The sequence below is a fragment of the Sphingopyxis sp. genome (genome assembly GCF_019459305.1).
Taxonomy (GTDB): Bacteria; Pseudomonadota; Alphaproteobacteria; order Sphingomonadales; family Sphingomonadaceae; genus Sphingopyxis.
Genome location: NZ_JAIBES010000093.1, coordinates 1 through 23,942, shown reverse-complemented (window position 1 = coordinate 23,942; position 23,942 = coordinate 1). Strand labels below are relative to the sequence as shown.

Here is a 23,942-nt window from a genome sequence, read left to right as displayed (position 1 = left end):
CAGATACTCGCGGTTGCATTTACCGGAAGAGAAATCAGGATCGACCGCAGTCATAGTGAGCCCGGGGGTCGTTGGCCTATAGCAGTTCACTTCTGACAGCTTCGGACGACGACGCTCGGTCTTTGAGATTTGGAATGCTGTGCCGCAATTTCTTGCCACCGGTCCACATCAAACGGCTGGATGCCCTTCCCTCGCCGGACATTTATCTCCGCTGGGTCAAACCATGTGTTCAGATCATCAGCCCCACGATTTCTCGTGCTCCGGATCAGCTTTACTGCGTTGCAGTCTGGTTCGTCCGACTTCCATGGTTGGAGACGATTTCGATGGTCAGTCTTGAGACTGCAGTTCGGCATTTTTCTGGCCATGAAGCCAATGCGGGGAAGACAAACAATATGCAGAGGGTGCCAATGTCAGGTGTGAGTAAATTGCTTCTTGCGTCCGCGATGCTGCTTGGGCTCGCCGCGTGTTGGGGTGAGGCTGACCGCAACGGCAATGCATGGATGCGCGAAACTGCGCACTATTATCCCGCATCGGATATCACGCCTGCAAATGTCGATGAACTCGGGACTGCCTGGGAGTTCACTGATTTCGTCGTACGCGGCAGCACCCATCGCGGCGTTCAGGCAACGCCTGTCGTAGTCGACGGCGTCATGTATGTATCAGGCCCGTGGAGCGTCGTTTATGCACTCGACGCAAAAACTGGCAAGCAAATCTGGCAATATGACCCTGACGTGGACGGGCAACACGCGAGGCGGACATGCTGCGATGTGGTTAACCGCGGCGTCGCAGTCGATGACGGCGTTGTATATGTAGCGACGCTTGATGGCTATCTCGTCGGCATCGATGCAAAAACTGGGCGGGAAAACTGGAAGACAGACACAATCACCGATCGCACACGCAGTTACGCCATCACGGGCGCACCCCGCGTGGCGGGGGGGAATGTGGTGATCGGCAATGGCGGTGCCGAGATGGGGGTGCGCGGGTATGCAAGCGCATTCGACAAGAAAACCGGGAAGTTAGCCTGGCGCTTTTTCATCGTGCCGGGCGATCCCGAGGCAGGGCCAGACGAACATCCAGAGGTAACCGAAGCGCGGGCGACGTGGGACGCGAAATCACGCTGGGACCTTGGTGGAGGCGGGACGGCGTGGGATTCGATCGTATATGATCCCGATACCAACACCGTTTACATCGGGACCGGCAATGGCAGCCCGCACCCGATCTGGCTGCGCAGCCCTGCGGGCGGCGATAATCTCTACCTTTCGTCGATCCTCGCCCTTGATGCTGATAGTGGCCGCAAAAAATGGCATTATCAGACGACGCCAAGCGATAGCTGGGACTACACAGCTACGCAGAATATGATCCTGGCTGACATCGAGTTCGACGGGAAGCCGCGCAAAGTGATCATGCAAGCGCCGAAGAATGGCTTCTTCTACGTCATCGACCGCGTCTCAGGCGAGCTTCTGTCTGCGGAAAAATACACCACCGTGACCTGGGCTGATCGAGTTGACCTGAAGACTGGTCGTCCTGTGATCACCGCGCAATCGAATTTCTCGGACGGGCCGAAGCTGATCTGGCCCTCGCAGGCGGGCGGTCACAATTGGCCTCCGATGGCCTACAACGCCGAGGAGGGGCTGGTCTACATCCCTGTCCTTGAAGCTCCGATGACTTTTGAGATGCACGACAAACAGGATTATCGCCCCTTCAGCATCATCCAGGGAGTGGGCGGCAGCTTCCCAGCGCTGGCTGATCCCAACGATCCGGCTCTCGTGAAGTTGGTGCAGGGCCAGCCCGAGCCGAAATTCGAGCAGGTGCTGAAAGCCTGGAATCCCAAAACCGGAAAGATTGAATGGACATCGAAGGTCATGCCCTTCTGGAGCGGGGGTGTGATGACGACCAGTAGCGGTCTCGTGGTTCAGGGGTCGTCTGACGGCCATCTGACATTTTATGATGCCAAGTCCGGAGCTGTGTTGCACCGCATCAACATCGGCACGGGCATCATGGCCGCGCCCATGGCGTATGAGGTCGATGGGACGCAGTACATCGCAGTAGCGGCCGGTTTCGGCGGGGCGTTCAATTCCTTCTTCATGGAAGGCTGGGCAGCGAAGACCCGGGAGAACAATGCGCGTCTGCTCGTTTTCAAGCTCGGCGGAGAAAAAGTGCGCCTTGCCGGGCCTCGGCCGACGCGTCCACTAACGGCAGCGCCGGTCAAGTTTCGGGGTAATGCGGCACAGGTTGAGCGCGGCGCGACGCTGTACGTTCAGAACTGCGCGCGATGCCATGCGGGGCCCGAAGAATCGGGCAGCTATCCCAACCTCTGGAAAATGACGCCCGAGACTCATGAGGCGTTCAATGATATCGTGCTTGGCGGCGCCTTCGCCTATGCCGGCATGGCCTCGTTCAGTGACGTTCTGTCCCCCACTGACGCCCGCGATATCCATGCCTTTCTTGCAAAGCCTCTGGAATCCAAGACGCCCGACAACCAAAAGCCCGCCGCCGAGCGCAAATCTCTCCACTGAGGAATACAATGATGGATATGCTATCGTCGAGGACAACAGCGGCAGCCCTTGCGGCCGCATTGATTGCAGCGCCAGCGCAGGGGCAGACACGACCAGACACCGTGATTACTCTCGCCGAAGCGCAAGCTGTTGCTGCGCGGGCTCAGCGGGCGGCGGCTGAAAAGAAAATCGACGTGGCTATGGTAGTGGTCAATCGCGAAGGACGGGTCATTCTTGCCCAACGGATGGATCGCAGCTCCTATATTCATCTTGAGCTTGCAGAGCGCAAAGCGGCGACAGCTGCAGCAACGGGTGCACCTACGTCACTTTTGGAAAAGGTCGTCGACGCCGGCAAGACGTCCTTACTTTCAGTGCCTGAGATTGCGCTCATTGGCGGCGCCGTCCCGCTGCGCCGTGGGGACGAAGTCATCGGGGGCGTAGGGGTCAGTGGGGGATCGCCCGAAGATGACGAGAACATATCCCTCGCCGCAGCAGGCATATGAACTTTCGTCCAGCAAAATCCGATTTTCGATAGAACCTTGATTCTCGTGTTCCACCTAAAGACTTTACCGTTTGCGGGCAGAGGTTTTCGACACAGGTCTCCTTGGCTGGGCTCGGGGTCTGGCGGGAAGCACAAAAGTTTTTCACTGCGCGCAGATGGCTATCGTTATCAAGCGGGGCGATGAGGAACGTCGGTTTCCGAGATATTCAGCAAGGCCGCGATCAGCGAAGAGGGCCAGATCGGCCGGCTAAACAAGAACGGTGTCCGCCTGACGCGCAACGCGGCATGTTGCAGGACATCATCAAACTAAGGCTCTGGTACCGCGGGCTGGTCGGCGGGATGCTGAGGGATCGGCGCAGTGCTATCCGACAGGCCCGCCACATTCTGCCGCTAGAATTTTTCCTGCTACCAATACCAGCCCCGCCGCACCGACACATGAACCGTGCGCAAAGGGCTTTTTTCTGGAAGCCCCTTAGATGAAGCCTCTATCTCTCAGCAGAGAGATTAGCTCCATGTCTGAGCAGCACTCAAGTCTCAACAGCGCCTGGTAAGGATCACCATTGAGGTCAAGCACTTCGGCAAATGCCGGCTCGGTCTTCATGCCGTTGCCTCGGTGCCTCATCACTGTGAGGCGCAAGGGCTCGCCACCAAGAGCCAGCAGCCGTCGTTCCACGAGAAAATGCCTTTGTGCGTGCTGCTCTGCGATGGGGGACGCCTGACCGAATATTTCGACCATCCAGTCGGCAATTGCAAAACTGGCAACGACCGGCCTGTCATGGGCGATCTTTTGCCACATGCGGAACTTCGGGCGCGCGCCAAAGGCTTTCCATACTGCTCGGGTGAAAGCATCGGCATCGGGTGCGCAGCAAATTACATCTATATCGCTTGTTGGAAGCTCCAGGCCGAGTGGCGGTGTGCCAACCACGTGAGGATCGAACGCGGCCAACCTCGGCAAAATGTCTGCTAGTTCCAGCGCCTCGAAGTAGTGCGACCTGTCCATTAACAGCTTCCTAGGACATACTGGCAGATCCGCAAAGGCGGCTCCGGACTGGAGGGGTCCGGAACCACCATCCGCAAGCATTTCAGGAGACGCCGGCCCACAGTCGCGGCACGCCTTGGCGCAAGCGTGAGTGGAACGGGGGGTGAGGCGAAGAAGATCTGATCCTGCTTCCTGATACGGGGCGGGCTAAATTCGCACGGGATCGTTTGTCCTCAATCGGGAAGGGAAAGAGTGAAGGTTTCCGAGCGTACTGCGGTGATGGAGGTCGATCTTTCCGCCCTCCGGCACAATCTGGCGGTGGTGCGTGCACTTGCGGGCGATCGAGAGGTCATAGCGTCGGTAAAGGCCAATGCCTACGGATTCGGCGTGGTAGAGATGGGTCGCGCCCTCACCGCAGCGGGAATCCGCAAACTGTGGACGGGCAATATCGAGGAGGCCATCCTGCTGCGCGAAGCCGCCGTCGACGCGGAAATCCTGCTGTTCGGAAGCCTCGAGCCGCATCAGGTGGACGCGGTTTTGCGCCACGAACTTCAGCCGACGATCTGCAACGATGCGAACGCGGCCGTGCTGGCACAGGCAGCTGTCATTGCGGGCCGGCCTGTCCCGGTATGGATCAAGGTCGACGCAGGTCTCGGACGCTTCGGCGTTGCGATCGATGAAGCGCCTGCGTTGATCGAACGCGCGGAGGCGACAACCGGTCTGGAGTTGCGGGGCATCTACACGCATCTCCCCTTCGGTTCGACGGACGGCGCCCGATGGGCCGGCGAACGGGAAACATGCTTTCACAGGATGATTGACGGGCTGACCCGGCGGCGCGGTCCCCTGCACGCGACAACGCAGGTGTGGGGGAGCGCTGGGCTGCTAGCCGGCCTATCGGATGCGTCGAGCGCCGTATGCGTTGGCCACGCGCTTTTCGGCCTGAGCCCGCTGGAACCAGGAGTCGGATCCCATCCCCCACTCCGACCCCTCGTCCATTCGCTTTCAGCGCCTGTTTTGCAGGTCGCCCATCGGGGCGGGGGTCCCTCGCACCCAGGCGGTTATGGGCAGGTCGGCGGCTTGCGCGGTGCGACGCTGGGCATCGGCCTTGCGGACGGCTTGGCCAGAGCTCGACATGGCGATGCGCAGGTAATCGTAAGTGGACGGTGCCGACCCGTCCGCGCCTTTACGCTCGAGAACCTGATTATCGACGTTGATGATGTGGCGGTCGAAGCCTACGATCGTGCGCTTGTAATCGGAGCTGCCGGTTCGGCATGCATAACGCTCGAGAACTGGGCAGAGTGGGCCGGGCTTTCACCTTTGGAATTGATGCTGTCGCTCTCCGGCCGCATCGCAGTTCGCTATGTCGACCTCGCTCGCGATGCGCATCAGCCAAGCTGTGCGTGATGTTGCACGAAAGGTTGATCCCCTGCCTCCGTGAGCATCTCCACGGTATCAAGCCTGGCTCATGCTACTTCCCGAGCGAGAAGATGTTGCACCGCTCGTCTTGAACCGCCCGGAAAGCGCACCGCCGCAGTGGAAGGAGATATTCCTGGTCAGGCAGCCAACCCGACAGCCCCAATGGTCTCTCGGCCACCGGTCAATCTCTTGCCACTTTCTGAACGTGCACGCGCATTCGGCGTGGGGCGGGACGGTCGATGTCCTCGGCTGCTCCAAGGAATGCGCGCTGGACCGTGCGCGCTGAACCGTAGGCCGGATTACAGGACGATTACGGCCGCATGCCTGTCGTCGGCTCAGGTGCGTCGCGCGTCCGCGCGTTTAAGCAGGCCACCCTCGGAGTAACCGGCAGCGCGCCAGCGGAGGTGCGCCGCATAGCGGAACACCACGACCTCATCCGGAGACGACGGATCCATGCTGCCGCGGATGGGAAGACAGACCGCATGACGCTGCACGGCGCCGACGACGCCCGCTTCTTCCGGCTGCCCGCCGATCCCGCGCGCCCCGCAATGTCGTGAGCACCACGAAAATCGGCCCGCAAGGCCTATCACCCCGCGACGCTGGCGAGCACGGCAGAGACGTGGCGGCTTTTCAAGCCATAATGCGGGGGTCCACTGACTGCATCACATGACCCGTTCGGAGCACGACCGACGCCGTCCCTGCCGCGACCGGGCAGTCATGCTCAGAAACCATAAACGGCAAGATCAGGCCGGGTTGCAAGACCACGCTGAATGATGGCGCGCGCGTCGTCATAATCCTTGCCTACCAAAGGCCCTCGTGGCGCCCGGACAATAGGCGACGTGCCGCGTGCGACATGCTCGGCGAGCTTGATCTTTTGAACGAATTTGGGACCGATATCGAGGCTGAGAAGCGGCAGAAACCATCGGTATATCTCCAGCGCTTCCTGAATTCGTCCTGCCATCACCAGTTCATAAATAGCGACCGTTTCACGCGGGAAAGCGACGACCAGGCCGGCAATCCACCCGCTGCAGCCCAGAACCAAGCTTTCAAAAGCCAGGTCATCGACCCCGATCATCAGTTCATAGCGGTCTCCGACCAGGTCGATGATCTGGTTTATGCGGCGCGTATCCGCTGACGATTCCTTGATGGCCAAAAATTTCGGTTCGTCCGCAAGCTGCGCGAAATGCTCGGGAAGCAAGTCGATCGTGTAGGCGATCGGGTTATTATACAGAATGATGGGCAGATCGGTGTTCGCGGCCACGGTGCGAAAGTGCGTCATCGTCTCGTCGGGATCGGACGGATAGCGCATCGCAGGCAAGACCATCAGGCCCTGGACGCCGGCCCTTTCCGCGCGGTTGATAAGACGAACCCCTGCACGCGTCGAATCTTCTGCGACAGTCATCAGGATGGGGACGCGTCCAGCGGATTCCTCCAAAGCTGCCTCGGCGATCGCGATTTTTTCGTCTTCCTCGAGACTGCTCGCTTCCCCCAATGATCCGCAGACGATCACGCCATGGACGCCGGCTTCAACCTGAAAGCGTACGTCGTCACGGACGCCCTGGAGATCGACATCCTCATTCGCATCCATTTTCGTCGTAATAGCGGGGAAGACGCCCCTGAAATCGGATTTTTGCATCTCTCGTCCTTGTAAAATCTCGGATCGGCGCATCGGCTTGGGCCTTGAGCCTTCTGTTTCGCTGGTCGTTTACGGCAATATGCGGTCAGTCCCTCTCGGGTCATGCGATCCGGCATCGCTGCGGCGGGGAGCACAAAGTGACCACGACTCGCTCGAAGCCTTAGCCGGGCTCGCACTCCGGGTGGGACATCTCTGTTCTGCCTTATCGTATACTATATATTATTTTCGCATGTCAACCCCTTGTCGCCGACAGCTCCGAAAACGTCTCCAACCGCCACCCCCGGTTGAACCTCTGCCTCAGCCAAGCCCCGATAATTTCGGCGATGCGAAGTCGAATTCTCTCGGCCTGCAACATGGTATGGCGGAATTGGGCGTTGATCGCGCGCGCCGCCGGTCCCGCCATTTCCTGGTTCGGGCCCAAACCGCCGCGGCGCACCGCGGCGACCGCAAGGCCGCTCTGGTCAAGGGCACGACGTCCGGTTACAAAACCGCCACGCTGCCCCATGCACGCATCGGCGCCTGTAATATGGGTCCTGGATCACCGCCGGTCGAGGCAGGTTTTTGCTACTCGCGGCGGGATTTCCGCTACGAAGACCGCGCGTGACGTCCCCGCTTTCTGCCAAAACGATCGATGTCGAACGGCGCAAGATCAATCGCGAAGGGGGCACCAGTCACCATGGCAGCAATCGCTTCACCCGTGATGGGACCCAAGGTTAGACCAAGATGCTGATGCCCAAAAGCATAGTAGATATTGGGTACGCAGCGGCTGCGACCGATCGCCGGGAGATAATCTGGCAGTGTCGGACGCGCGCCCATCCATTCCTTCCCGGGCATCGGGCCGGAAAGCCCTAGCGCACCCACATGGGCTCGAAGGCGCGCCCATTTTCGAGGATCAGGCGCACCGTCCAAATTCCCGAACTCGACGAAACCTGCGACCCGCAGACCTGAGACAAAGCGGGTCAAGATGATCGACCGGTCTTCGAACACCACCGGCGGCAAGTTCGCCGGCCAGTCCGTTTGGGACGATTCGATATGATATCCCCGCTCGGCGATAATCGGCACATCATGGCCAAGTGGAGCCAGCAGCCGTCCCGAAGCGGCTCCGGCCGCAACAATGATCGCGTCCGCTGCCAACCCGTCGCCGGTTTTCAGGACCAGCGAGGCCCTGCCGTCGTTGATGTCGAATCGCTCGGCGACAGCGACATGCCGAATCCCGCCAAGTGCTTCATATTGTCGCCCGAGCGCCTTTTCCAAAGCATCGAGGTCAGCGATCTGACCGCTGCCGAGAAAGCGAATGGCGCCGGCGGGGTTGATATCAAGGAGCGAAGCAAGCAGTGTCATTTCGTCTATCGTTGCGTCGCGGAACCGCGCCGTGCCGATGTCCGCGCGAGCCCAGTTAGCGCGTCCGATTTTGGCGCTTCGCGCGGTTTCCCAAACGACGAAGTGGCCATCCTCCCGGAGCAGATCGCGCGCACCGGCATCGCGGAGCATCCGTCGCCAAGCCGGGAGCGCCTCGGCCAGCACCGCTGCCAACGCAATTTTTCCAGCGGCAAATCGTTGGGGCTGCGCTGCAATAAGCATTCGAATGACAAAAGGCAGCCACGCAGCCATCTCCCGCGGCGGCAGCGACAGAGGCCCTCCCCTCCAGAACAACCGCCGCCAGGCATGTCTGACTGTGGCAGGGGAAGCGAGCGGCTCAGCTTGCTCGACGGCGATATGACCTGCGTTGCCCCAGGATGCAGCACGCGGGAGCGCAGCGGGATCCACGAGAGTGGTCGAAATTCCCCTTTTTGCCAGATTGAGTGCGCAACTCAGCCCAACAATTCCGCCCCCGACGACGATAGCGGTTTCGACGTGCGACCATTTTGTAATTGCCATAGTTTATGATATATAGTATACGAATCCCAATCAATGGAGAATTTTGTGCGATCGAATCATGCGGCCCGGAGACCCGACGATGATGGTGAGCCAAGCTTCGACAAGCGCATGGCAGCGCAACGCGTTGTACTGCTTTTCACGCGGTCTGGCGGTGTGAGCACTTGCGCTCGATTGCTCACGAGTTGAACGCAATGCGCCATAGTTTCTTTTGCATCGATGGTCATACCGCCGGGAATCCGGTGCGCTTGATCGTGGGCGGCGCACCACTGCTAAAAGGCGCCTCGATGGGCGAACGGCGACAGGATTTTCTTGAGCGCTTTGACTGGATCCGCACCAGCCTCTGTTTCGAACCGCGCGGACACGACATGATGTCGGGGGGATTCCTCTACCCGCCAACACGCGACGACGCCGATTGCGGAATTCTCTTTGTCGAAACGAGCGGCTGCTTGCCGATGTGTGGGCATGGCACGATCGGGATCGTGACCTTCGGCCTCGAACATGGCCTGATCACACCCCGCCAGCCGGGCCGGTTACGAATCGAGGTGCCCGCCGGAGTTGTCGACATCACATATTCGGTGATCGCCGATCGCGTCAGTTCGGTCAGAATAAGGAACATACCCTCGTATGTCGCAGCGCGCGCGATCGATATTGAAGTACCCGATTTTGGACGGCTGTCGGTGGACGTCGCCTATGGCGGAAACTATTATGCGATCGTCGAACGGCAAGGTCCCTATACGGGCCTGGATCAACTCGGCGCGGCGCGCATCATTGAGCTGAGCCGACGTATCCGAGAACTTATCCGCGAGATTTATGAGCCGGTTCACCCGCTCGACCCGACGATACGGGGCGTTAGCCACGTGATGTGGACGGACGCGCCGACGCACGAGGATGCCGACGGTCGCAACGCCGTATTCTACGGCGAGCGTGCGATCGATCGAAGCCCGTGCGGCACCGGTACCTCGGCTCGCCTGGCTCACCTCGCTGCCGCAGGCCGGCTTAAGGTTGGCGACAGCTTCGTCCATGAGAGCTTCATCGGCAGCCGGTTTGTCGGCCGCATCGAAGAACAAACCACGCTCGCCGGACATCCGGCCATCATCCCGTCCATCGAAGGGGCGGCGATCGCCACGGCTTTCAACACGATCTGGATCGATCGTTCCGACCCGTTCTGGGCGGGATTCAGCGTTTTATGAGATTGGTATGACTGAAAATATTCTTCTTTCCCATCATGTACGGGGGCGTGCTGTTCCCGGCGTCGCTGCTTTCACGCAGCACAACCCTGCTGCTCCCGTTGATCTCCGCATAGAGGGGCCCGAGGCCGATGCCGCGCTCGTGGCAGAGGCTGTTGCAGCAGCACGCGAAGCGATTAGCGAGTCAGAAGCTGGGGGTATTGAGGCTCGTGCAGATGCATTGGCCCGGATTGGCCGCAGACTCACCGGCGACGTCGAGCGGTTGGCCCGGCTAATTGCCCGAGAAACCGGCAAGACAATTGGCGACAGCAAGGGCGAGGTGCTGCGGGCCGCGCGCATTTTCGATTTCTTCGCCGGCGAGACGCTACGCAATGTGGGAGAACGCTTTGCGTCGACCAGGCGCGGCGCGACGGTTGAAGTCGATTTTGTGCCCGCAGGCGTCGTGGCTGCGATCACGCCGTGGAATTTTCCTATCGCAATCCCCGCGTGGAAGATCGCGCCTGCCCTTGCCTTTGGCAATGCGGTGGTGTGGAAACCCTCGGAGACGTCCTCCGCCACCGCCGCTGCACTCATGGCAATCATCGCAGAAGGCGGACTGCCCGTGGGCAGCGTTAACATGCTTCTCGGTGCCGGGGAGGCCGGCACATTGCTCGCACACGCGGCCGATATCGATGCCATCACATTTACCGGTTCCGTCGCTACTGGCGAGCGTGTTCGCTTCGCCGCTGCCAAACGAGCGGTCCGCACCCAGCTTGAAATGGGGGGCGTGAATGGCCTTATCGTGCTCGCCGATGCCAACCTCGACATTGCAGTCGATTGCGCGATCAATGGCGCCTTCCTGGCGGCGGGCCAGCGGTGCACCGCGACCTCTCGGTTTATCGTTGATCATTCGGTCAGCGACCGATTTCTCGAGACTTTGCTGAGCAGAGTTGCCGCGCTGACGATCGGGGATCCATGCGATCCGGCCACCGCTGTCGGACCGCTCGCGACCCCGCGTCAGAAGAAACTCATCTCGCAGCAGGTAGCGAGTGTGGAAGCGTCGGGCGTCAAAGCCGTTTGCGGCGGGAGCGCCGTTGAGATGGCGCATTGCTTTTACCCTCCAACCGTATTCGATAATGTTCCGCGCACTAGCGAATTGGGTCACCAGGAGATATTCGGACCCGTCGCCGGCATGTTTCGTGTCGACGGTTTTGACGACGCCATCGAGGTGCTGAACAGCAATCGATTTGGTCTCTCCGCGGGAATATGCACAAGTTCATTGTTGCACGCGGAAGAGTTCAAGCGGCGCGCCCGGGCTGGCATGCAAATGATCAACCTGCCGACAGCCGGCGTGGATTATCACGCACCCTTTGGCGGCGTGGCTGCATCAAGCCTTGGCCCCCGCGAACAGGGACGGGCAGCCCGTTCATTCTATACGAATATCAAGACAAGTTACCAGCAGCCGCTATGATCTGCCCATGAGCACCATCGTCATACGAAACCTTGCAGATCAGCTGGCCGAGCTGGTCCGTGACCGCATCCTCTCTGGGGAGGTTCCGGATGATCTGCCGATCCGCCAGGACGCGCTCGCTGCGGAACTTGGCGTCAGCAAGATACCTTTGCGAGAGGCTCTGACGCGGCTCGAGCAAGAGGGTTTGTTGCGATCCCAGGCAAACAAGGGGTATTTTGTCCGCCCTTTGAGCGCCGAAGAAGCCGAGGAGGTCTATGCGATCCGGCTGCTGCTGGAGCCGGAAGCGACGGCGCTGGCTGCGCTGCGGGCTAACGAAGATCAAAGGCTCGCAGCCAAAGCCTCGTTGAAGGACCTGGAAAAGGCGGCACGTGAACGCGGCGCGGGCGTCGGTGCTTATAACCGCGCGTTTCACGTCGCGCTCATACGTCCGGCCGGGCGGCCGCTTAGGCTGAGCATTCTCGAACGGTTGCACGTGCTGTCAGAACGTTACGTCCGCAAGCATCTCGAACCGGTTGGTCGCGATGCGCGCGCGCGAGACGAGCATCGTGAGCTCTTGCATGCGTGGTTGGACCGGGATGGCGCGAAAGTCATCGAGCTCACCCATGCGCATATTGCGCAGACGTTGGACGATCTGCGCAAGCAACTGCCAGAATACATAAAATAAAAGGGACATCCGGAAAGGGCGTTCCGGTCCGATAGTGAGAGGGTATCCAAATTGACTCTGAGAATTTTAGGCCCGCGCAAGCCCATCATCGTGGGCGGGGCGCCCGAGGGCGAGGGATCGTTGCGGCGGACTCTGGGCTGGCCCCATCTGGTTGCACTCGGCATCGGGGCGATCGTTGGGACAGGAATTTACACCCTGACTGGCGTGGGGGCGGACCGCGCAGGCCCAGCAGTCATTCTGGCGTTTGCCATCGCGGGCGCTGTCTGTGCCTGCGCCGCGCTCGCCTATGCCGAGCTCGCCACGATGATCCCAGCCTCGGGAAGCGCTTACACCTACACCTACTCGGTGTTGGGCGAGACTTTAGGCTGGATTGTCGGATGGAGCCTGATTCTGGAGTATTCGGTGGCGTGCAGCGCCGTCGCGGTCGGATGGTCCGCCTATCTGGTTGGGTGGATGCAGGCAGGCGGCGTTCTGCTACCGCAAGCGTTACTGGTAAGTCCTCACGCAGGAGGCATTGTAAATCTGCCCGCCGTCTTGGTGGCGCTCACGGTATCTGGCATGTTGATGGCCGGCACCCGTGAAAGCGCCACCTTCAACATCATTCTGGTCGTTATCAAACTGACCGCGCTGGCAGTATTCGCGGCGCTAACGCTACCCGCGTTCGATGCCGATAATTTGAGCCCGTTCATGCCGTTTGGCTTCGGCAGCACTGTTCAGGGTGGCGAGCCTCGCGGAGTGATGGCCGCGGCGGCGATTGTTTTCTTCGCCTTCTATGGGTTTGACGCCGTTGCCACTTCGGCCGAGGAGGCGAAGGATCCCGGCCGGGACCTGAAGATCGGGATCATCGGCTCGATGCTCACCGCGACGACAATTTACATGCTCGTTGCCTTGGGAGCGATTGGCGCGATCAGCTACACCGTCCTCGCTGAATCAGCGGAGCCCTTGGCTTTTGTGCTGCGTGCGCTGGATCATCCCATGGCGGCGTCTGCAGTCGCGCTCGCCGCGGTCATCGCTCTTCCGTCGGTGATCTTGGTGATGATGTACGGCCAAAGCCGTATCTTTTTCGTTATGTCGCGAGACGGGCTTCTGCCGCGATGGGCGAGCAAAGTCTCGCAGCGGACGGGATCGCCCGTGGTCGTTACCGGCGTGACCGGCGTTTTCGTGGCGTTGTTTGCGGGCTTTTTCACGATCGGCGACCTCGCGGAATTGGCGAATGCCGGCACGCTCCTTGCGTTCATTTCGGTCGGCGCCTGCTTGATGATTCTCCGGCGCACGCAGCCTGATCTACCGCGCGTCTTTAACTGTCCACAGCCGTATGTCGTTGGGGCGTTGGCGATTGCAGGCTGCACATATCTGCTGTTAAGTCTGCCCGGGATGACTCTCGTGCGGTTCATCATCTGGAACGCCATCGGACTAGTTATCTATATGGTATATGGACGCCGACGAAGCTTGCTAAGGGGTAAGCTTAGCGTAGCAAACAAAGCGTCACCAGATCTGCGATAGATATAGGCGGCTCCTCCAGGGGAGCCGCTTTTGCCTTGTGCGTCGTGCCGGAGCCCCCACGGGGTCCGGCAGCACTTAAGGACAGGACACGCTGACCCGCGCAACAATGTGCTCGAAGAGCCGCTATTGCGTTCCGCGCTCGCTTTGAAACACAGTCTCTTCGGATCAGCTCGACGGGCTGGTCCGCCGACGATGTGGGACAGCCCATCAGCACGGCAGCGGCATTTCGTCTCAAAATTCGAATCCAGAACCAGTCTGGGGGCGTCGTATGCGCCTTCGGTGAATCAATCAGTCGAACTAAACCCGCACGATCCGCGCAAGCGGGAACAATCGTCAACGGTTTGCCACAAGAACCCGAACCGTAAGAAGATCGAATCTCCGCCGTGCAGCCAGGCTTGCGCCGACAATCATCGCGGCGTGAACAAATTGCGGATTCCGGGTTCGTCGCGTGTAGTGTTCCGATTTGATCGGGCGCAGCAATCCGATGCGGTGCAGCGCAGGTGAGATTGTCAGAGCCTTGTCGATAACGGCGCCTTCTTTGTGGAAGGAGCCGCTGATGCCGACGAGGAGGATGGATTTGCGCCAAGTGCGCGAACTGATGAGACTGCACCGGGAAGCGGGGCTCGCCCGCCCTCATTTGCTTGAGATACTTGAAGACCGGTACGGCAATCGACCCACTCTCGTAACCAGCCAGCTTTCCGTAACAAAATGGCACGAACGGATCGGCGACGCGGCTTAGGCCGCCGCCATCCTGATCGCCTCGTTCACAACGCCCACCGCATCACACTCGAGGGAGACTCGCTGCGACGCCCTCGCCCACAGACGGCTTGACCAAAAATACGAATATTGCGAAAGTAAATCACGTCGATGACGGCTCTGAGCTGTGCGCGGGATCAGATCGAAACGATGCGCGTGATCGTGCCGGTATCCCTGCGCGGGATCTTCGGAATCCGCACTCTCACTCTGTCCGGGAATTTTCTCGTTTCGTGCACCGGCACATGAACGCTGGCCAGCTGATGGCTGATGATCTCGTTGAAAGAGAGTGTCGGACTGGCCGCCGCAAGCCTGCCGATCTTCATCCAGAATTCAGCCTGCGCATAAATGGACCGGCACATCGCGGCGCTGGCCCGTGTGGAGTGCTTGCCGGGACACTGGTGAGCCATTTTTCTGCACTGCACAAAGCGGGGTCACCAGTCATTCAGGCTCTGGCCAGATCGTGATCGCCAGATGGCCAGACATGGCGGCGCGAGCACTCCGCTGATCAGAGCCAAAGGCGGTGTAAGCGCCACAAGGTCAGTTTGAGATGATGACTCGAACTGAAAGTTGAACGCAATTCGCTGGGCGCATTTGCCGCTCGTTGACGCAACAGGAAATGCTGTGAGAATTTTGCTAATCGAAGATGAGCCGGGGCTCGCCGGATCTGTATGTGCGGTCCTCAGAAAAGAAAGGTTTGTCGTCGATCACGTCGATCGGCTCGCAACCGCGAGAGAGGCCGGTCTGATGACCCGCTTTGATCTGGTCCTGCTGGACAGAAAACTCCCGGATGGTGAAGGATTGTCACTGGTACCGGAATTGCGAGCCCGCAACCCCGGGGTCCGCATCATCGTTCTAAGCGCATGTGGCGAAGTTGCTGACCGCGTGGCCGGGCTTGACGAGGGAGCGGACGACTATCTGGTCAAGCCCTTCGCGATGGACGAGATGCTTGCGCGCATCCGCGCTGTTCGTCGGCGTCCGGCAGAACTGGAAGGCGCCGAGATCCGGGCAGGGTCCGTTGTCTTCGATCTTGCGAGCGACGAGGTCGAGGTAGAAGGAGGCCGGCTCGTTCTTCCACGCCGCGAACTGCGTGTCCTTGCCGCACTGATGAAACGCCGCGGCAGGACTGTGCTGCGCGAAACACTCGAGCAGGCCGTGTTCGGCTTTGATGACGAAGTGCAATCCAATACGCTGGACTCGCATATCTCGCGACTGCGGAAGAAATTGACGAAGTCGGGCGCGGGGATCGAAATCCGCGCGATCAGAGGTGTCGGCTATCTGCTCCGCGAGGCAGCATGAAAAAGCCCTCCTCCCTCAGGCGGCCACTGATCATTTATCCCCTGGCCGTCAACTTTGCGATCCTCATAATCTCTTTCACCATTATCATTGCGCTTGCGATCCGCGTCGACAGTGGTGGCCGATACACCGATGAACAGATGATCCCGGTCATCGCCGCCGCGATTGACCGCGATGAGACCGGGCAGCTTTCGGTAGCGATGACACCTGAGCTTGCCGAACTGCGCTCGAAATCCCCGCGATTATGGTTTGTGGCTGAGGATGATACGGGTCGCAGTGTCAGTTTCGGATCGGTGCCCCGGCATTACGCATCATTCGTTGGACGACTGAGCGATCTGTCTTTCGCGCAGTTGCGCGACCGGCACCCACCATACAAACTGGCCGCCGTGGTCCGACGGCAGATTACCGACATCGGGGAACTCACGATCCTGGGCCATGGCGAGCTTTCAGATCTGAACCTCACGGTGATTCTCGCTTCGAATGTCATTGTCTTGCCGATCTTCGTGCTGCTGGCGCTGACCTCGCTTCTGGTGACGCCGTGGATCGTGCGGCGGTCGCTCGCGGGAATCCACAATATCGCGCGCGAGGCAGAGGCGATTGATGCAAACACGCGCGGGCACTATCTTAGCGAGAACTATGCTCCTCGTGAGATCGCACCGCTGGTTAGCGCGATCAACGCAGCCTTACGAAGACTCGACGAAGGGTATGAGCGGCAAAAGCGTTTTTTCGGCTTTGCCGCGCATGAGTTGCGGACGCCAATCGCCGTGCTGCGCGGCAAGGTGGAAAGCGCCGAAAGCCAAACGACCCGCGCGCTGGCGAGCGACGTTCAACGCCTGGCGACTCTAGCTGAGCAATTGCTGGACCTTCAGCGCTTGGAAAACCACCAGCACCAGGAGCGCTTCGATCTTGCAGAGCTCACCCGAAAGGCGGTTGGCGAGCTGGCACCGCTCATCATTGCCGACGGTCAGACGATCGCAGTCGAAGTTCTGGCAAACGAGCCTTGCTTTGGCGATCCCTCGGCTATCGAACGGGTAATCATGAACCTCATCCAGAATGCAGCCAAGCATGGCGGACAGCGCATTATCGTGCGCGTGACAGGCTGCAGCTTCGAGATTGAGGATGACGGGGCCGGGATTCCGCCGGAAGAGCGCGAACGTGTCTTCGAGCCGTTCTACCGGCTACGCCCCTCCGTTACCGGGAGCGGACTTGGCCTTAATCTCGTGCAGGAAGTTGTTACCCGGCATGGCGGCCGGGTGGAAATTCTTGATGCGCCCGGAGGAGGCGCACTTGTGAGGGTGAAACTTGGCGGGGGCCATGTGAGACAAACCCCGTCAACAGCGTACGACAAGGGATGAGCTCAACCTTGCCACGCCGGTAAGATTAGCGGCGGGCGATGGTATCAGGACAGTGCTCACTCAGCCGAATGCAGCCCATTTTAAACGGCATGAAGAAGCACCCAAGGCCAAACGGCCCCTGTCTTGCGAAACAGGGCACCCGACGGCTACGCCACCGGCGAGGATCCGATCACGCCTTGCCCCACGGGGGCATTTTTTGCGAGGAAAGCCATCGTCAGAGCGACAGAGACGAGAAGCACCAGAAAGACGACAATGCCCACGCCTATCCCGGCTCAGCCCGGTCTGTCAGGACTTTGCCAATTATCAACGGCCATTGCACGCGGCTTTGTCATACGCATGACGGTCCAATGATCTAGAGATGTCTGGCCGTTGAGTGCGGGCTTCGGGGCGGGTGCACCCGCCAGGTTGGAATGCGGTCAGACTGGCCTGCTGGCTTGGCAAGTAAAGGGGCAGCGGATTTTTCCGCTCCCCCCCGGCCGCTCACTTTTGCGCGGCACTTACCCTAGTTCTCGGACCTTCCTGGACACCGAGCTGCGGATGTTCAGATTATCGACGGCGACATTCGCGGTGAGTCGGATCACGTTCGCAGCGCCACGCGCGATCGCGTTCTGCCCGTTCACGGTCCACGCGGGGACATTCACGCCGGCTTGGGTCGCGATCGCAGCGCTGGGCTCGCGCACGATCGGATATGATCTGGGCATTCAGAGCGGTCTCGCTGGCAAGGTTCGCTCTCGCAGCACTCCTAACGTCACCGCTATCCATAGAGCAGGCAGCGACAGAAGCACCCAGCAAGACGACAAGGCCGAGGCTCCTGACGGGCCGGAAGATATTCTTTTGCAGGTAAGGGGGCATCATTAATCCTTTCAATTGACGCATCATCCTCGCCGTCGCGACGCGACAGTCGTGAGGTGCGCTTCGGCGTGAACTGAAAGGCGCAGATTGCGCGAACATGGCGTGCTGTAGACTTTGCGACGACTTGAGAGAGAGCGGGGCTAGCGGTCGAGCCAGGCGCTCGACCGAGGTGGGCCGCGAGCCGATCGGCCACATGTCGCAGCGCGGGATCGCTCTTACTGCGTCGATGCCATGCCAGTGAAAAGCCGATACTTGGCACGGTGACGGACGGCTGGAAAACCGAGAGACCGGATGTGCGGCCCACCCGTTTCTCCGGCACCATAGCTGTCGGACTAGTCGGACTCGTGGGACCAAGCTCTGTCGGCATGCGTCAGCATCGCCCCAGTCATCAGCTTGGCCCCTTGTTGCCCCGGGGCGTCGGCACTTTCCCTCCGCTCGCTTTCTCAGGACAGGTTCCTCACAAGCGCGCCGCGCCCGTCATCGCCCAGCCGCAGCCACTGCAATGACGTTATCGTTCGCGTTGCGGTCGATGAACGTCAGAGAGGGATCGACCCCTGCATATATCGGCTTCTCCTGCGTTACGATGCGGACCTTTTGCTCGCCCGAATGGATGGGTACGCGCTGCATCGAAAGGATGTTTTGGCGATCAAAACCGAGGTCGGCCGGATCCGCGGTGAAAACGCCGACATCAACTTGCTGGTCGAACGGAGTCTTGCGCTCATTGCCTTCGCCATCGGCATAAACCTGTCCCGCATGGACGGTGATTGTCGTTTCATACCGCCCGTCGGCCAGACGACTGACCGTCGCCTGTTTCGCGCGCAAGTCGTAAAGGGTGATCCGCTCGAACTGATCCCGGATCAATTCGCGCTCCTGCGGGGTGCGAGCAACCGCCAGCAAGCCTGCCACCAAATCGCTCGACCGCGCATAGGGTGCGCCCTTGTAACGATATTTGGCGAGCAGGTCGCGCAATACAGCGTTCACTCGCTCTTCACCCAAGCGCTCTTGAATCAGGAACATGACGATCGAGGCCTTGTTATAGTGGATATAGCCCTGGTTGCGCGTCCGACCGAGCGGGTTTTCCGCATTTTTCTCCATCCGGCGACCCTGAAGATACTGATCGACTTCATATTTCAGAAATTGCCGCAGCTGATTTGGCCCGTAGCGGCGTTTCATCACCATCAACGCCGAATATTGCGCCAACCCTTCGGTGAGAAGCTCCGCACCCTGCATGTCTGCAGGCATTAGCTGGTGAAACCAATATTGATGGGCCAGTTCATGTGAGGCGAGATAGGAGAGAAAATCGAGCCGTCGGGGATCGCTCAGGTCCATATTGAATCCAATTTTCTCCGAGAAGCCAATGGTGCCGGCCGCCGAATTAGCTCCGCCCCCATAGCTCGGCCGTTCGACGATGCGCGCATATGGGTATTGATAGGGTCCGAAATTCTCGCGAAAATAGTCGAGCGAGTCATCCATAGCGCGCAGCATCCGATCGATATTCTTCGGATGTTCAGGATGATAATAAACCTCCAACTTCACGCCATCCGAATTGGCCGACTTCACCGCGTAGCGGGCGGACTGGATCATGATAAAATTGATCGACGGGATCGGCGACACGAACCGCGCGGTTCGGCGCCCTTGGGCCACGCGATCCGAGACGCGCGCGCCGGTGGCGACCAGCATCTGGTCGGCATCGGTCGTGACAGTAATGTCGGTGTTGACCCGGTCCAGTCCCGCATAATTACGTGCCTGGGCTGACCGGTCCTCCAGCTTCGGCGTCGCCGGTGTCGGCGAGAGACCGTATTTTGCACGCGTGGCCTTGTCATCGAGAAAACCCATCCGGGTCATGCCCAACATCGGCAAGATCTGGTGGTTGATCACATAGGTTCCGTTGTTCGCGGGCTGCGCGTCGATCTCGTAGTTCTGCGAGTTCGGCAAAGCCGCCAAGCCGCGCTTCTTGACCTCAGTCAGAAATGACACCGTTCGGCTTGCTCCCGGCTGCAACGCTCTTTCGAACCGATAGATCTGGTGGTGGTTGATCTTGTCGTCGCGCACCAGCGTTGCCCCGGGCAGCGACACAACCTTAAACGGGAGGTTCAGACCGGGCGTCGTTCGCAGGTGCAGAGTCTCGATCGGTACTGCCGTTTCATTGACAAAGCGGTAGGTGCCGCTGACATAAATGGCGCCTTTGGCCGGGTGCAGATCGACCTTGAGCTTGATGTCGGCCAGCGTGGGCTGCGGAAGGTCGACGTAGCGCGAATAGCCTCGTTCATACTCGGCGAGCTGGCGTTCGAACTTCTCGCGATCGGGATATTCGTTGAGCACATTCATATTGTAGAACAGGAAACTGCCCACGCCGACCGCAACGACCAGGGCCGTCGCCAGAACCATCAAAGGCGCACCCTTGAGCCGCGATGGCAACGTCCGCCATTGGCCCTTCAGTGTGACCGCGGTGCCTCGCCGCCACATCAAATGGCCGACCACGACGAGGACGAGGGCCACGGCGAGCCAGAAGAAGCGCAACCACCAGGCAACCGCCTCGCCATAGTTCGAACCGTTCATGTCCGAGAGCGGCTGCGCCACGGCGGCATAGTTCAGGAGCGGATGCTCCCAGCCCATTCCCGCAAAGACGATCGAGGACACGAGATAGATGAGCATGAGACCCCAGCCGACGAACTTGTTCGGACTGACTGCTTGGACAACGATCGAAAGTGCAGAAATCTGAATCACGTAGAATGCAGTGGGTGCGGCGAACCACGCCATCCATCGACCAATCTCGATATCGGTAACGCCGCCCATCAGCTGATAAAGAATTGATTCGACCAGCGTCACAGCCACGCTGAGTACGAGCAGCACGCCTGCAACCCCGGCGAGTTTGGAGACGAGGAAGATCCAGTTCGGCAGCGGCGTGGCATCAATAATTTCGCTGAAGCGCCTCTCGCGTTCGCGCCAAACCACTTCGCCCGAGAAATAGATCGCTATCAAAAGTGTTATCAGCGTCGATGCGGCGATCACTGTGTCGGCGATCGCGAAGGTGCGGGGCCATATAGGAACGCCGTAGTAGAGCCCGGCGAGATTGAGCGTCAGGTACAGGTTGATCGACCCGACTACCGCGAGCACCCAGAAGGCCGGGCTTTTGAACACGAGTTTCATTTCGAGCAGCGTCCGGATGGCGAGCTGGTGCCAGGTCCCTCGTTGCGGCGTGCTGTCGGGCAAGCGAGCGACTAAGGCCGGCTTGACCGCGGCGAGCTTTTGCTCGCGCGCAATATCGCGCTTGGTGCTGCCTTTCGACGATCCACGATCGGCAAAGCGAAAGCGCCAAACCGTAAAGGCAACAATCGCGAGCGAGATTGCCACCCACAGAAGGCGATGGGTCGCCAGAAGGCCCGTCAGTTCGAGCGCTTGCGTATTAGCCTGGACCGGGCTCAGATATCGGGTGCTGAGGCTAAAAGCGACCGAACCGAACGGTTCGAAATAAGACGCGAGCGCCACATCCGGCAATTTGCGCAGCATGGCATTGAGCGCGAAATATGCGAACATGAAGATGATCACCGCCAGATAGCTGTAGGTAACTGACCGCGTCCAACTCGCCACGGCGAAGAAAATTGCAGAGGTCACGAAGATATTGGGCAGCGCGAGAATGAAGTAACCAAAGGCATAGTCTTGCAGCTGGTTCGGGCCGAGATACTCGTGGCTCACCCATGGCATGAAGGTGCCAATCCAGATTGCGAGCGGAACGGCCAAAAAGGCTACCGCGGCGCCGAGAAAGGCGCCGCTGAACCGGCCGAACATGTAAGGTATCTTGCCCACCTTAGTCGATCGGATAATGCTGCCGAAACCAGTCTCGTCGTCGCGAACAACCACATTGCCGACGAACGCAGTCGTTACGAACATAAAGAACAGCGACATCATCAGTTGTACTTGCGCAACCGCGGTCGGTGCATTGTTGTGAATGCTGCCACCGCTGCCAAGACGGATCGATTCCACGGTCGTTCCCGCAAAGGTCAGCAGGAAGAACATTATGGCCGCGGCCCAGAAGACCGGATTGCGGAACTGGTAGCGCAGTTCGAAGCGCGCGATCGTTAGGAACATCTCCGGCCCCCCTCAAGCGGCTTGTCGAGCGGCGGCGGTCCGGCGCGAGCGTACCAGCGTGGACAGGTATACATCCTCGAGCCCGCCCTCGACCGGCACGAAGCCATCGCCCGGATCGGACTCCGACAGGATATGGATGACGGTGCTGCCCGACAGCAGACGCGTCGAGATCAGTTCGTGAGACGCCTGAACCTCCGCTAGCCGCTCGCGTTCAATTGTCTTGGCCCAAATCGTACCGCGGCTTCGCTTGATCAGATCGAGCGGAGCGCCCTCGAGCTGGATGCGACCGGCGGCAAGCACCGCCATGCGCGGGCACAGGTCGGCGACGTCATCGACGATATGGGTCGAAAGAATGACAACGACATTCTCACCGATTTCGACGAGCAGATTGTAGAAACGATTGCGTTCCTCGGGGTCGAGGCCGGCTGTCGGTTCGTCGACGATGATCAACGCGGGGTTGCCGATCAGCGCCTGCGCAATGCCGAAGCGCTGGCGCATGCCCCCCGAAAATCCAGCGACGGCTTTGCTGCGGACATTCCACAAATTGGTCTGATTGAGGAGGGTTTCGACGGTGTTCTTGCGATCGGCAGAGGATGTGACCCCCTTCAGCGATGCCATATGATCGAGCAGATCATAGGCCGACACACGCGGATAAACACCGAAATCCTGCGGGAGATAGCCGAGGGTGGCGCGCAGCCGCGTGGGATCGCGCAGCACATCGATATCGCCGAACCGTATCTCGCCGGCGGTCGGTGTCTGCAGGGTTGCGATCGTTCGCATGAGCGAAGATTTTCCGGCGCCATTGGGTCCGAGCAACCCGAACATCCCCTTGCCGATCGAAATCGTCACTCCGTTAAGTGCGCGCGTGCCGTTGGGATACACATGCTCGACCCCGTTCAATTGCAGCAATGTCTCTCTCCTAAAATGCGCAGAAGGCGGCTTGACCCGCCGGTCCCGTTGAGCGTACTCAACGAACAGACCATTATGGTTGGTTACCAACCATAATGGTCTGTCACAAGGAATAATTTGACGCGGAAGCCGTCCGGCGACCGTATGAGGATAACCGGTCCCAGCGAGACCATGCTAAAGGGCGCCCATGCCGAGACAGTCGAAAGCCGAGATCGATGCCGAGATTCTCGATGTTGCGGCCGGCATCTTTGCGCGCCATGGGTTTTCCCGCACATCGATCCAGCAGATCGCCGACGCGCTCGGCTATTCGAAGGCGGGACTGCTGCATCATTATGCTAGCAAGAAGGCACTTCACGACGCGGTTCTCGACCGTTACGAAGCCCAGACGCGGGAGCGGATCGGCAGGCTCGAGGGCCTCTCGCCCGGGTTTGAACGCGATCGCAAGCTGGTCGAGGACGTGATCGACTTTGCGTTCCGCTGGCCCGGCATGTCGGCCTTCGCCCAAGAGCTGGCACGTGACGGCGAGCGCTTGGCCCACGCCGGGGGTACAGGCGATCCGCGCTTCACCCAACTGGGGTTTGACATTGTCGGTGCCATGGGAATCGATCTTGCGGCACCCGACCTGCAACGGATGGCACGCACATTCACGGCCTTGTCTGGTGCCACCTTTTCGGCACGTCTCGCCGTGACCATGCATCTCGAACGCGAGTGGCGCGTCCCGATCATCGACGCCGCGATGGCTGCGCTCGGCCACCATCATCCCAACTGATCCCGCGCTCGCGCTGATTTGCGTTGGTCGATCATTTCGCGGCGGGCATCGGTACTTCTTCGTGCATGGGCTGGTAGATCCTGCCTTCCTGCAGCATCAGTCGGCCATTGACGAAGGCGGTCTTCACCTTTCGCAGTGCCCCAAAATCCTCGTCGGGATTGCCGTCGACGACGATGATGTCAGCGAGCTTGCCCGGCTCGATCGTACCC

At 59.8% G+C, this 23,942-nt stretch carries 17 protein-coding genes and 2 pseudogenes; 12 read left to right on the top strand and 7 right to left on the bottom strand.

Annotated elements, in window-relative coordinates; all coding sequences use genetic code 11:
* Nucleotides 1-134 precede the first annotated feature (134 nt).
* Entirely contained in the window at nt 135-2,516 is a 2,382-nt protein-coding gene (locus K0M74_RS11235) for a PQQ-dependent dehydrogenase, methanol/ethanol family (RefSeq protein ID WP_293971990.1), read from the top strand.
* Nucleotides 2,517-2,524: 8 nt separating this feature from the next.
* On the top strand, nt 2,525-2,998 hold the full coding sequence (locus K0M74_RS11230; RefSeq protein WP_293971987.1) for a heme-binding protein: 474 nt from the start codon (nt 2,525-2,527) through the stop codon (nt 2,996-2,998).
* A 471-nt stretch (nt 2,999-3,469) separates the two neighbouring features.
* Here K0M74_RS11230 and K0M74_RS11225 read toward each other — a convergent pair whose 3' ends face one another.
* Complete coding sequence (locus K0M74_RS11225; RefSeq protein ID WP_293971984.1) at nt 3,470-3,997, bottom strand: DUF4269 domain-containing protein; 528 nt, start codon at nt 3,995-3,997, stop codon at nt 3,470-3,472.
* Between the two features lie 231 nt (nt 3,998-4,228).
* Between K0M74_RS11225 and alr the strand changes: the two genes are divergently transcribed.
* Nucleotides 4,229-5,380: an alanine racemase gene (gene alr / locus K0M74_RS11220; protein ID WP_293971981.1), complete on the top strand. Its 1,152-nt coding sequence runs from the start codon at nt 4,229-4,231 to the stop codon at nt 5,378-5,380.
* A gap of 733 nt (nt 5,381-6,113) precedes the next feature.
* Here alr and K0M74_RS11215 read toward each other — a convergent pair.
* On the bottom strand, nt 6,114-7,028 hold the full coding sequence (locus tag K0M74_RS11215; protein WP_293971978.1) for a dihydrodipicolinate synthase family protein: 915 nt from the start codon (nt 7,026-7,028) through the stop codon (nt 6,114-6,116).
* A 358-nt stretch (nt 7,029-7,386) separates the two neighbouring features.
* On the opposite strand from K0M74_RS11215, the gene K0M74_RS11210 reads away from it, so the two are divergent.
* Nucleotides 7,387-7,632 (top strand): hypothetical protein, encoded by a 246-nt coding sequence (locus K0M74_RS11210; protein WP_293971975.1) that lies wholly within the window; start codon nt 7,387-7,389, stop codon nt 7,630-7,632.
* Here K0M74_RS11210 and K0M74_RS11205 read toward each other — a convergent pair.
* A complete protein-coding gene (locus K0M74_RS11205; protein WP_293971972.1) occupies nt 7,614-8,906 on the bottom strand; it encodes an FAD-binding oxidoreductase in 1,293 nt (430 codons plus the stop codon). The two genes, K0M74_RS11210 and K0M74_RS11205, sit on opposite strands and share 19 nt — an antisense overlap.
* A 191-nt stretch (nt 8,907-9,097) precedes the next feature.
* On the opposite strand from K0M74_RS11205, the gene K0M74_RS11200 reads away from it, so the two are divergent.
* From K0M74_RS11200 to K0M74_RS11180, 5 genes and pseudogenes are all read left to right on the top strand, one after another.
* Nucleotides 9,098-10,096 carry a 4-hydroxyproline epimerase gene (locus tag K0M74_RS11200; protein WP_293972092.1) on the top strand — a complete coding sequence of 333 codons (999 nt, stop codon included), beginning with the start codon at nt 9,098-9,100 and terminating at the stop codon, nt 10,094-10,096.
* A gap of 7 nt (nt 10,097-10,103) precedes the next feature.
* Nucleotides 10,104-11,543, top strand: coding sequence for an aldehyde dehydrogenase family protein (locus K0M74_RS11195; RefSeq protein WP_293971969.1), 1,440 nt, complete (start codon nt 10,104-10,106; stop codon nt 11,541-11,543).
* A 7-nt stretch (nt 11,544-11,550) separates the two neighbouring features.
* Nucleotides 11,551-12,207, top strand: a complete 657-nt coding sequence (locus K0M74_RS11190) for a GntR family transcriptional regulator (protein WP_293971966.1) — start codon at nt 11,551-11,553, stop codon at nt 12,205-12,207.
* 63 nt (nt 12,208-12,270) lie between these two features.
* Entirely contained in the window at nt 12,271-13,710 is a 1,440-nt protein-coding gene (locus K0M74_RS11185; RefSeq protein WP_293972089.1) for an amino acid permease, read from the top strand.
* 637 nt (nt 13,711-14,347) lie between these two features.
* A pseudogene (locus tag K0M74_RS11180) lies at nt 14,348-14,541 on the top strand (ATP-binding protein); the annotation flags it as partial.
* A gap of 173 nt (nt 14,542-14,714) precedes the next feature.
* Here the strand turns inward: K0M74_RS11180 and K0M74_RS11175 are convergent.
* Nucleotides 14,715-14,873: pseudogene (locus tag K0M74_RS11175) on the bottom strand (hypothetical protein); the annotation flags it as partial.
* A gap of 160 nt (nt 14,874-15,033) precedes the next feature.
* Here K0M74_RS11175 and K0M74_RS11170 point away from each other — a divergent pair.
* Together K0M74_RS11170 and K0M74_RS11165 are read left to right on the top strand one after the other, a co-directional pair.
* Complete coding sequence (locus K0M74_RS11170) at nt 15,034-15,762, top strand: response regulator transcription factor (RefSeq protein WP_293971963.1); 729 nt, start codon at nt 15,034-15,036, stop codon at nt 15,760-15,762.
* Complete coding sequence (locus tag K0M74_RS11165; protein WP_293971960.1) at nt 15,759-17,114, top strand: HAMP domain-containing sensor histidine kinase; 1,356 nt, start codon at nt 15,759-15,761, stop codon at nt 17,112-17,114. Before K0M74_RS11170 ends, K0M74_RS11165 begins: the two co-directional genes overlap by 4 nt.
* Before the next feature lie 497 nt (nt 17,115-17,611).
* Here the strand turns inward: K0M74_RS11165 and K0M74_RS11160 are convergent, their stop codons facing one another.
* From K0M74_RS11160 to K0M74_RS11150, 3 genes are all read right to left on the bottom strand, one after another.
* Complete coding sequence (locus tag K0M74_RS11160) at nt 17,612-17,815, bottom strand: hypothetical protein (protein ID WP_293971957.1); 204 nt, start codon at nt 17,813-17,815, stop codon at nt 17,612-17,614.
* Between the two features lie 628 nt (nt 17,816-18,443).
* Nucleotides 18,444-22,055, bottom strand: coding sequence for a M1 family aminopeptidase (locus K0M74_RS11155; protein WP_293971954.1), 3,612 nt, complete (start codon nt 22,053-22,055; stop codon nt 18,444-18,446).
* Between the two features lie 12 nt (nt 22,056-22,067).
* Nucleotides 22,068-22,964, bottom strand: coding sequence for an ABC transporter ATP-binding protein (locus tag K0M74_RS11150; protein ID WP_293971951.1), 897 nt, complete (start codon nt 22,962-22,964; stop codon nt 22,068-22,070).
* 187 nt (nt 22,965-23,151) lie between these two features.
* On the opposite strand from K0M74_RS11150, the gene K0M74_RS11145 reads away from it, so the two are divergent.
* Nucleotides 23,152-23,733 carry a TetR/AcrR family transcriptional regulator gene (locus K0M74_RS11145; RefSeq protein WP_293971947.1) on the top strand — a complete coding sequence of 194 codons (582 nt, stop codon included), beginning with the start codon at nt 23,152-23,154 and terminating at the stop codon, nt 23,731-23,733.
* The last annotated feature ends 209 nt before the right edge of the window (nt 23,734-23,942 follow it).

Bases quoted from the DNA above. Each gene is read 5' to 3' on its own strand.
- K0M74_RS11210 (WP_293971975.1), top strand. From the start codon at position 7,387: ATGGCGGAATTGGGCGTTGATCGCGCGCGCCGCCGGTCCCGCCATTTC.
- K0M74_RS11230 (WP_293971987.1), top strand. From the start codon at position 2,525: ATGATGGATATGCTATCGTCGAGGACAACAGCGGCAGCCCTTGCGGCC.
- K0M74_RS11190 (WP_293971966.1), top strand. From the start codon at position 11,551: ATGAGCACCATCGTCATACGAAACCTTGCAGATCAGCTGGCCGAGCTG.
- K0M74_RS11215 (WP_293971978.1), bottom strand. From the start codon at position 7,028: ATGCAAAAATCCGATTTCAGGGGCGTCTTCCCCGCTATTACGACGAAA.
- K0M74_RS11235 (WP_293971990.1), top strand. From the start codon at position 135: ATGCTGTGCCGCAATTTCTTGCCACCGGTCCACATCAAACGGCTGGAT.
- K0M74_RS11225 (WP_293971984.1), bottom strand. From the start codon at position 3,997: ATGGACAGGTCGCACTACTTCGAGGCGCTGGAACTAGCAGACATTTTG.
- K0M74_RS11165 (WP_293971960.1), top strand. From the start codon at position 15,759: ATGAAAAAGCCCTCCTCCCTCAGGCGGCCACTGATCATTTATCCCCTG.
- K0M74_RS11205 (WP_293971972.1), bottom strand. From the start codon at position 8,906: ATGGCAATTACAAAATGGTCGCACGTCGAAACCGCTATCGTCGTCGGG.
- K0M74_RS11155 (WP_293971954.1), bottom strand. From the start codon at position 22,055: ATGTTCCTAACGATCGCGCGCTTCGAACTGCGCTACCAGTTCCGCAAT.
- K0M74_RS11200 (WP_293972092.1), top strand. From the start codon at position 9,098: ATGCGCCATAGTTTCTTTTGCATCGATGGTCATACCGCCGGGAATCCG.
- K0M74_RS11145 (WP_293971947.1), top strand. From the start codon at position 23,152: ATGCCGAGACAGTCGAAAGCCGAGATCGATGCCGAGATTCTCGATGTT.
- K0M74_RS11195 (WP_293971969.1), top strand. From the start codon at position 10,104: ATGACTGAAAATATTCTTCTTTCCCATCATGTACGGGGGCGTGCTGTT.
- K0M74_RS11160 (WP_293971957.1), bottom strand. From the start codon at position 17,815: ATGCCCAGATCATATCCGATCGTGCGCGAGCCCAGCGCTGCGATCGCG.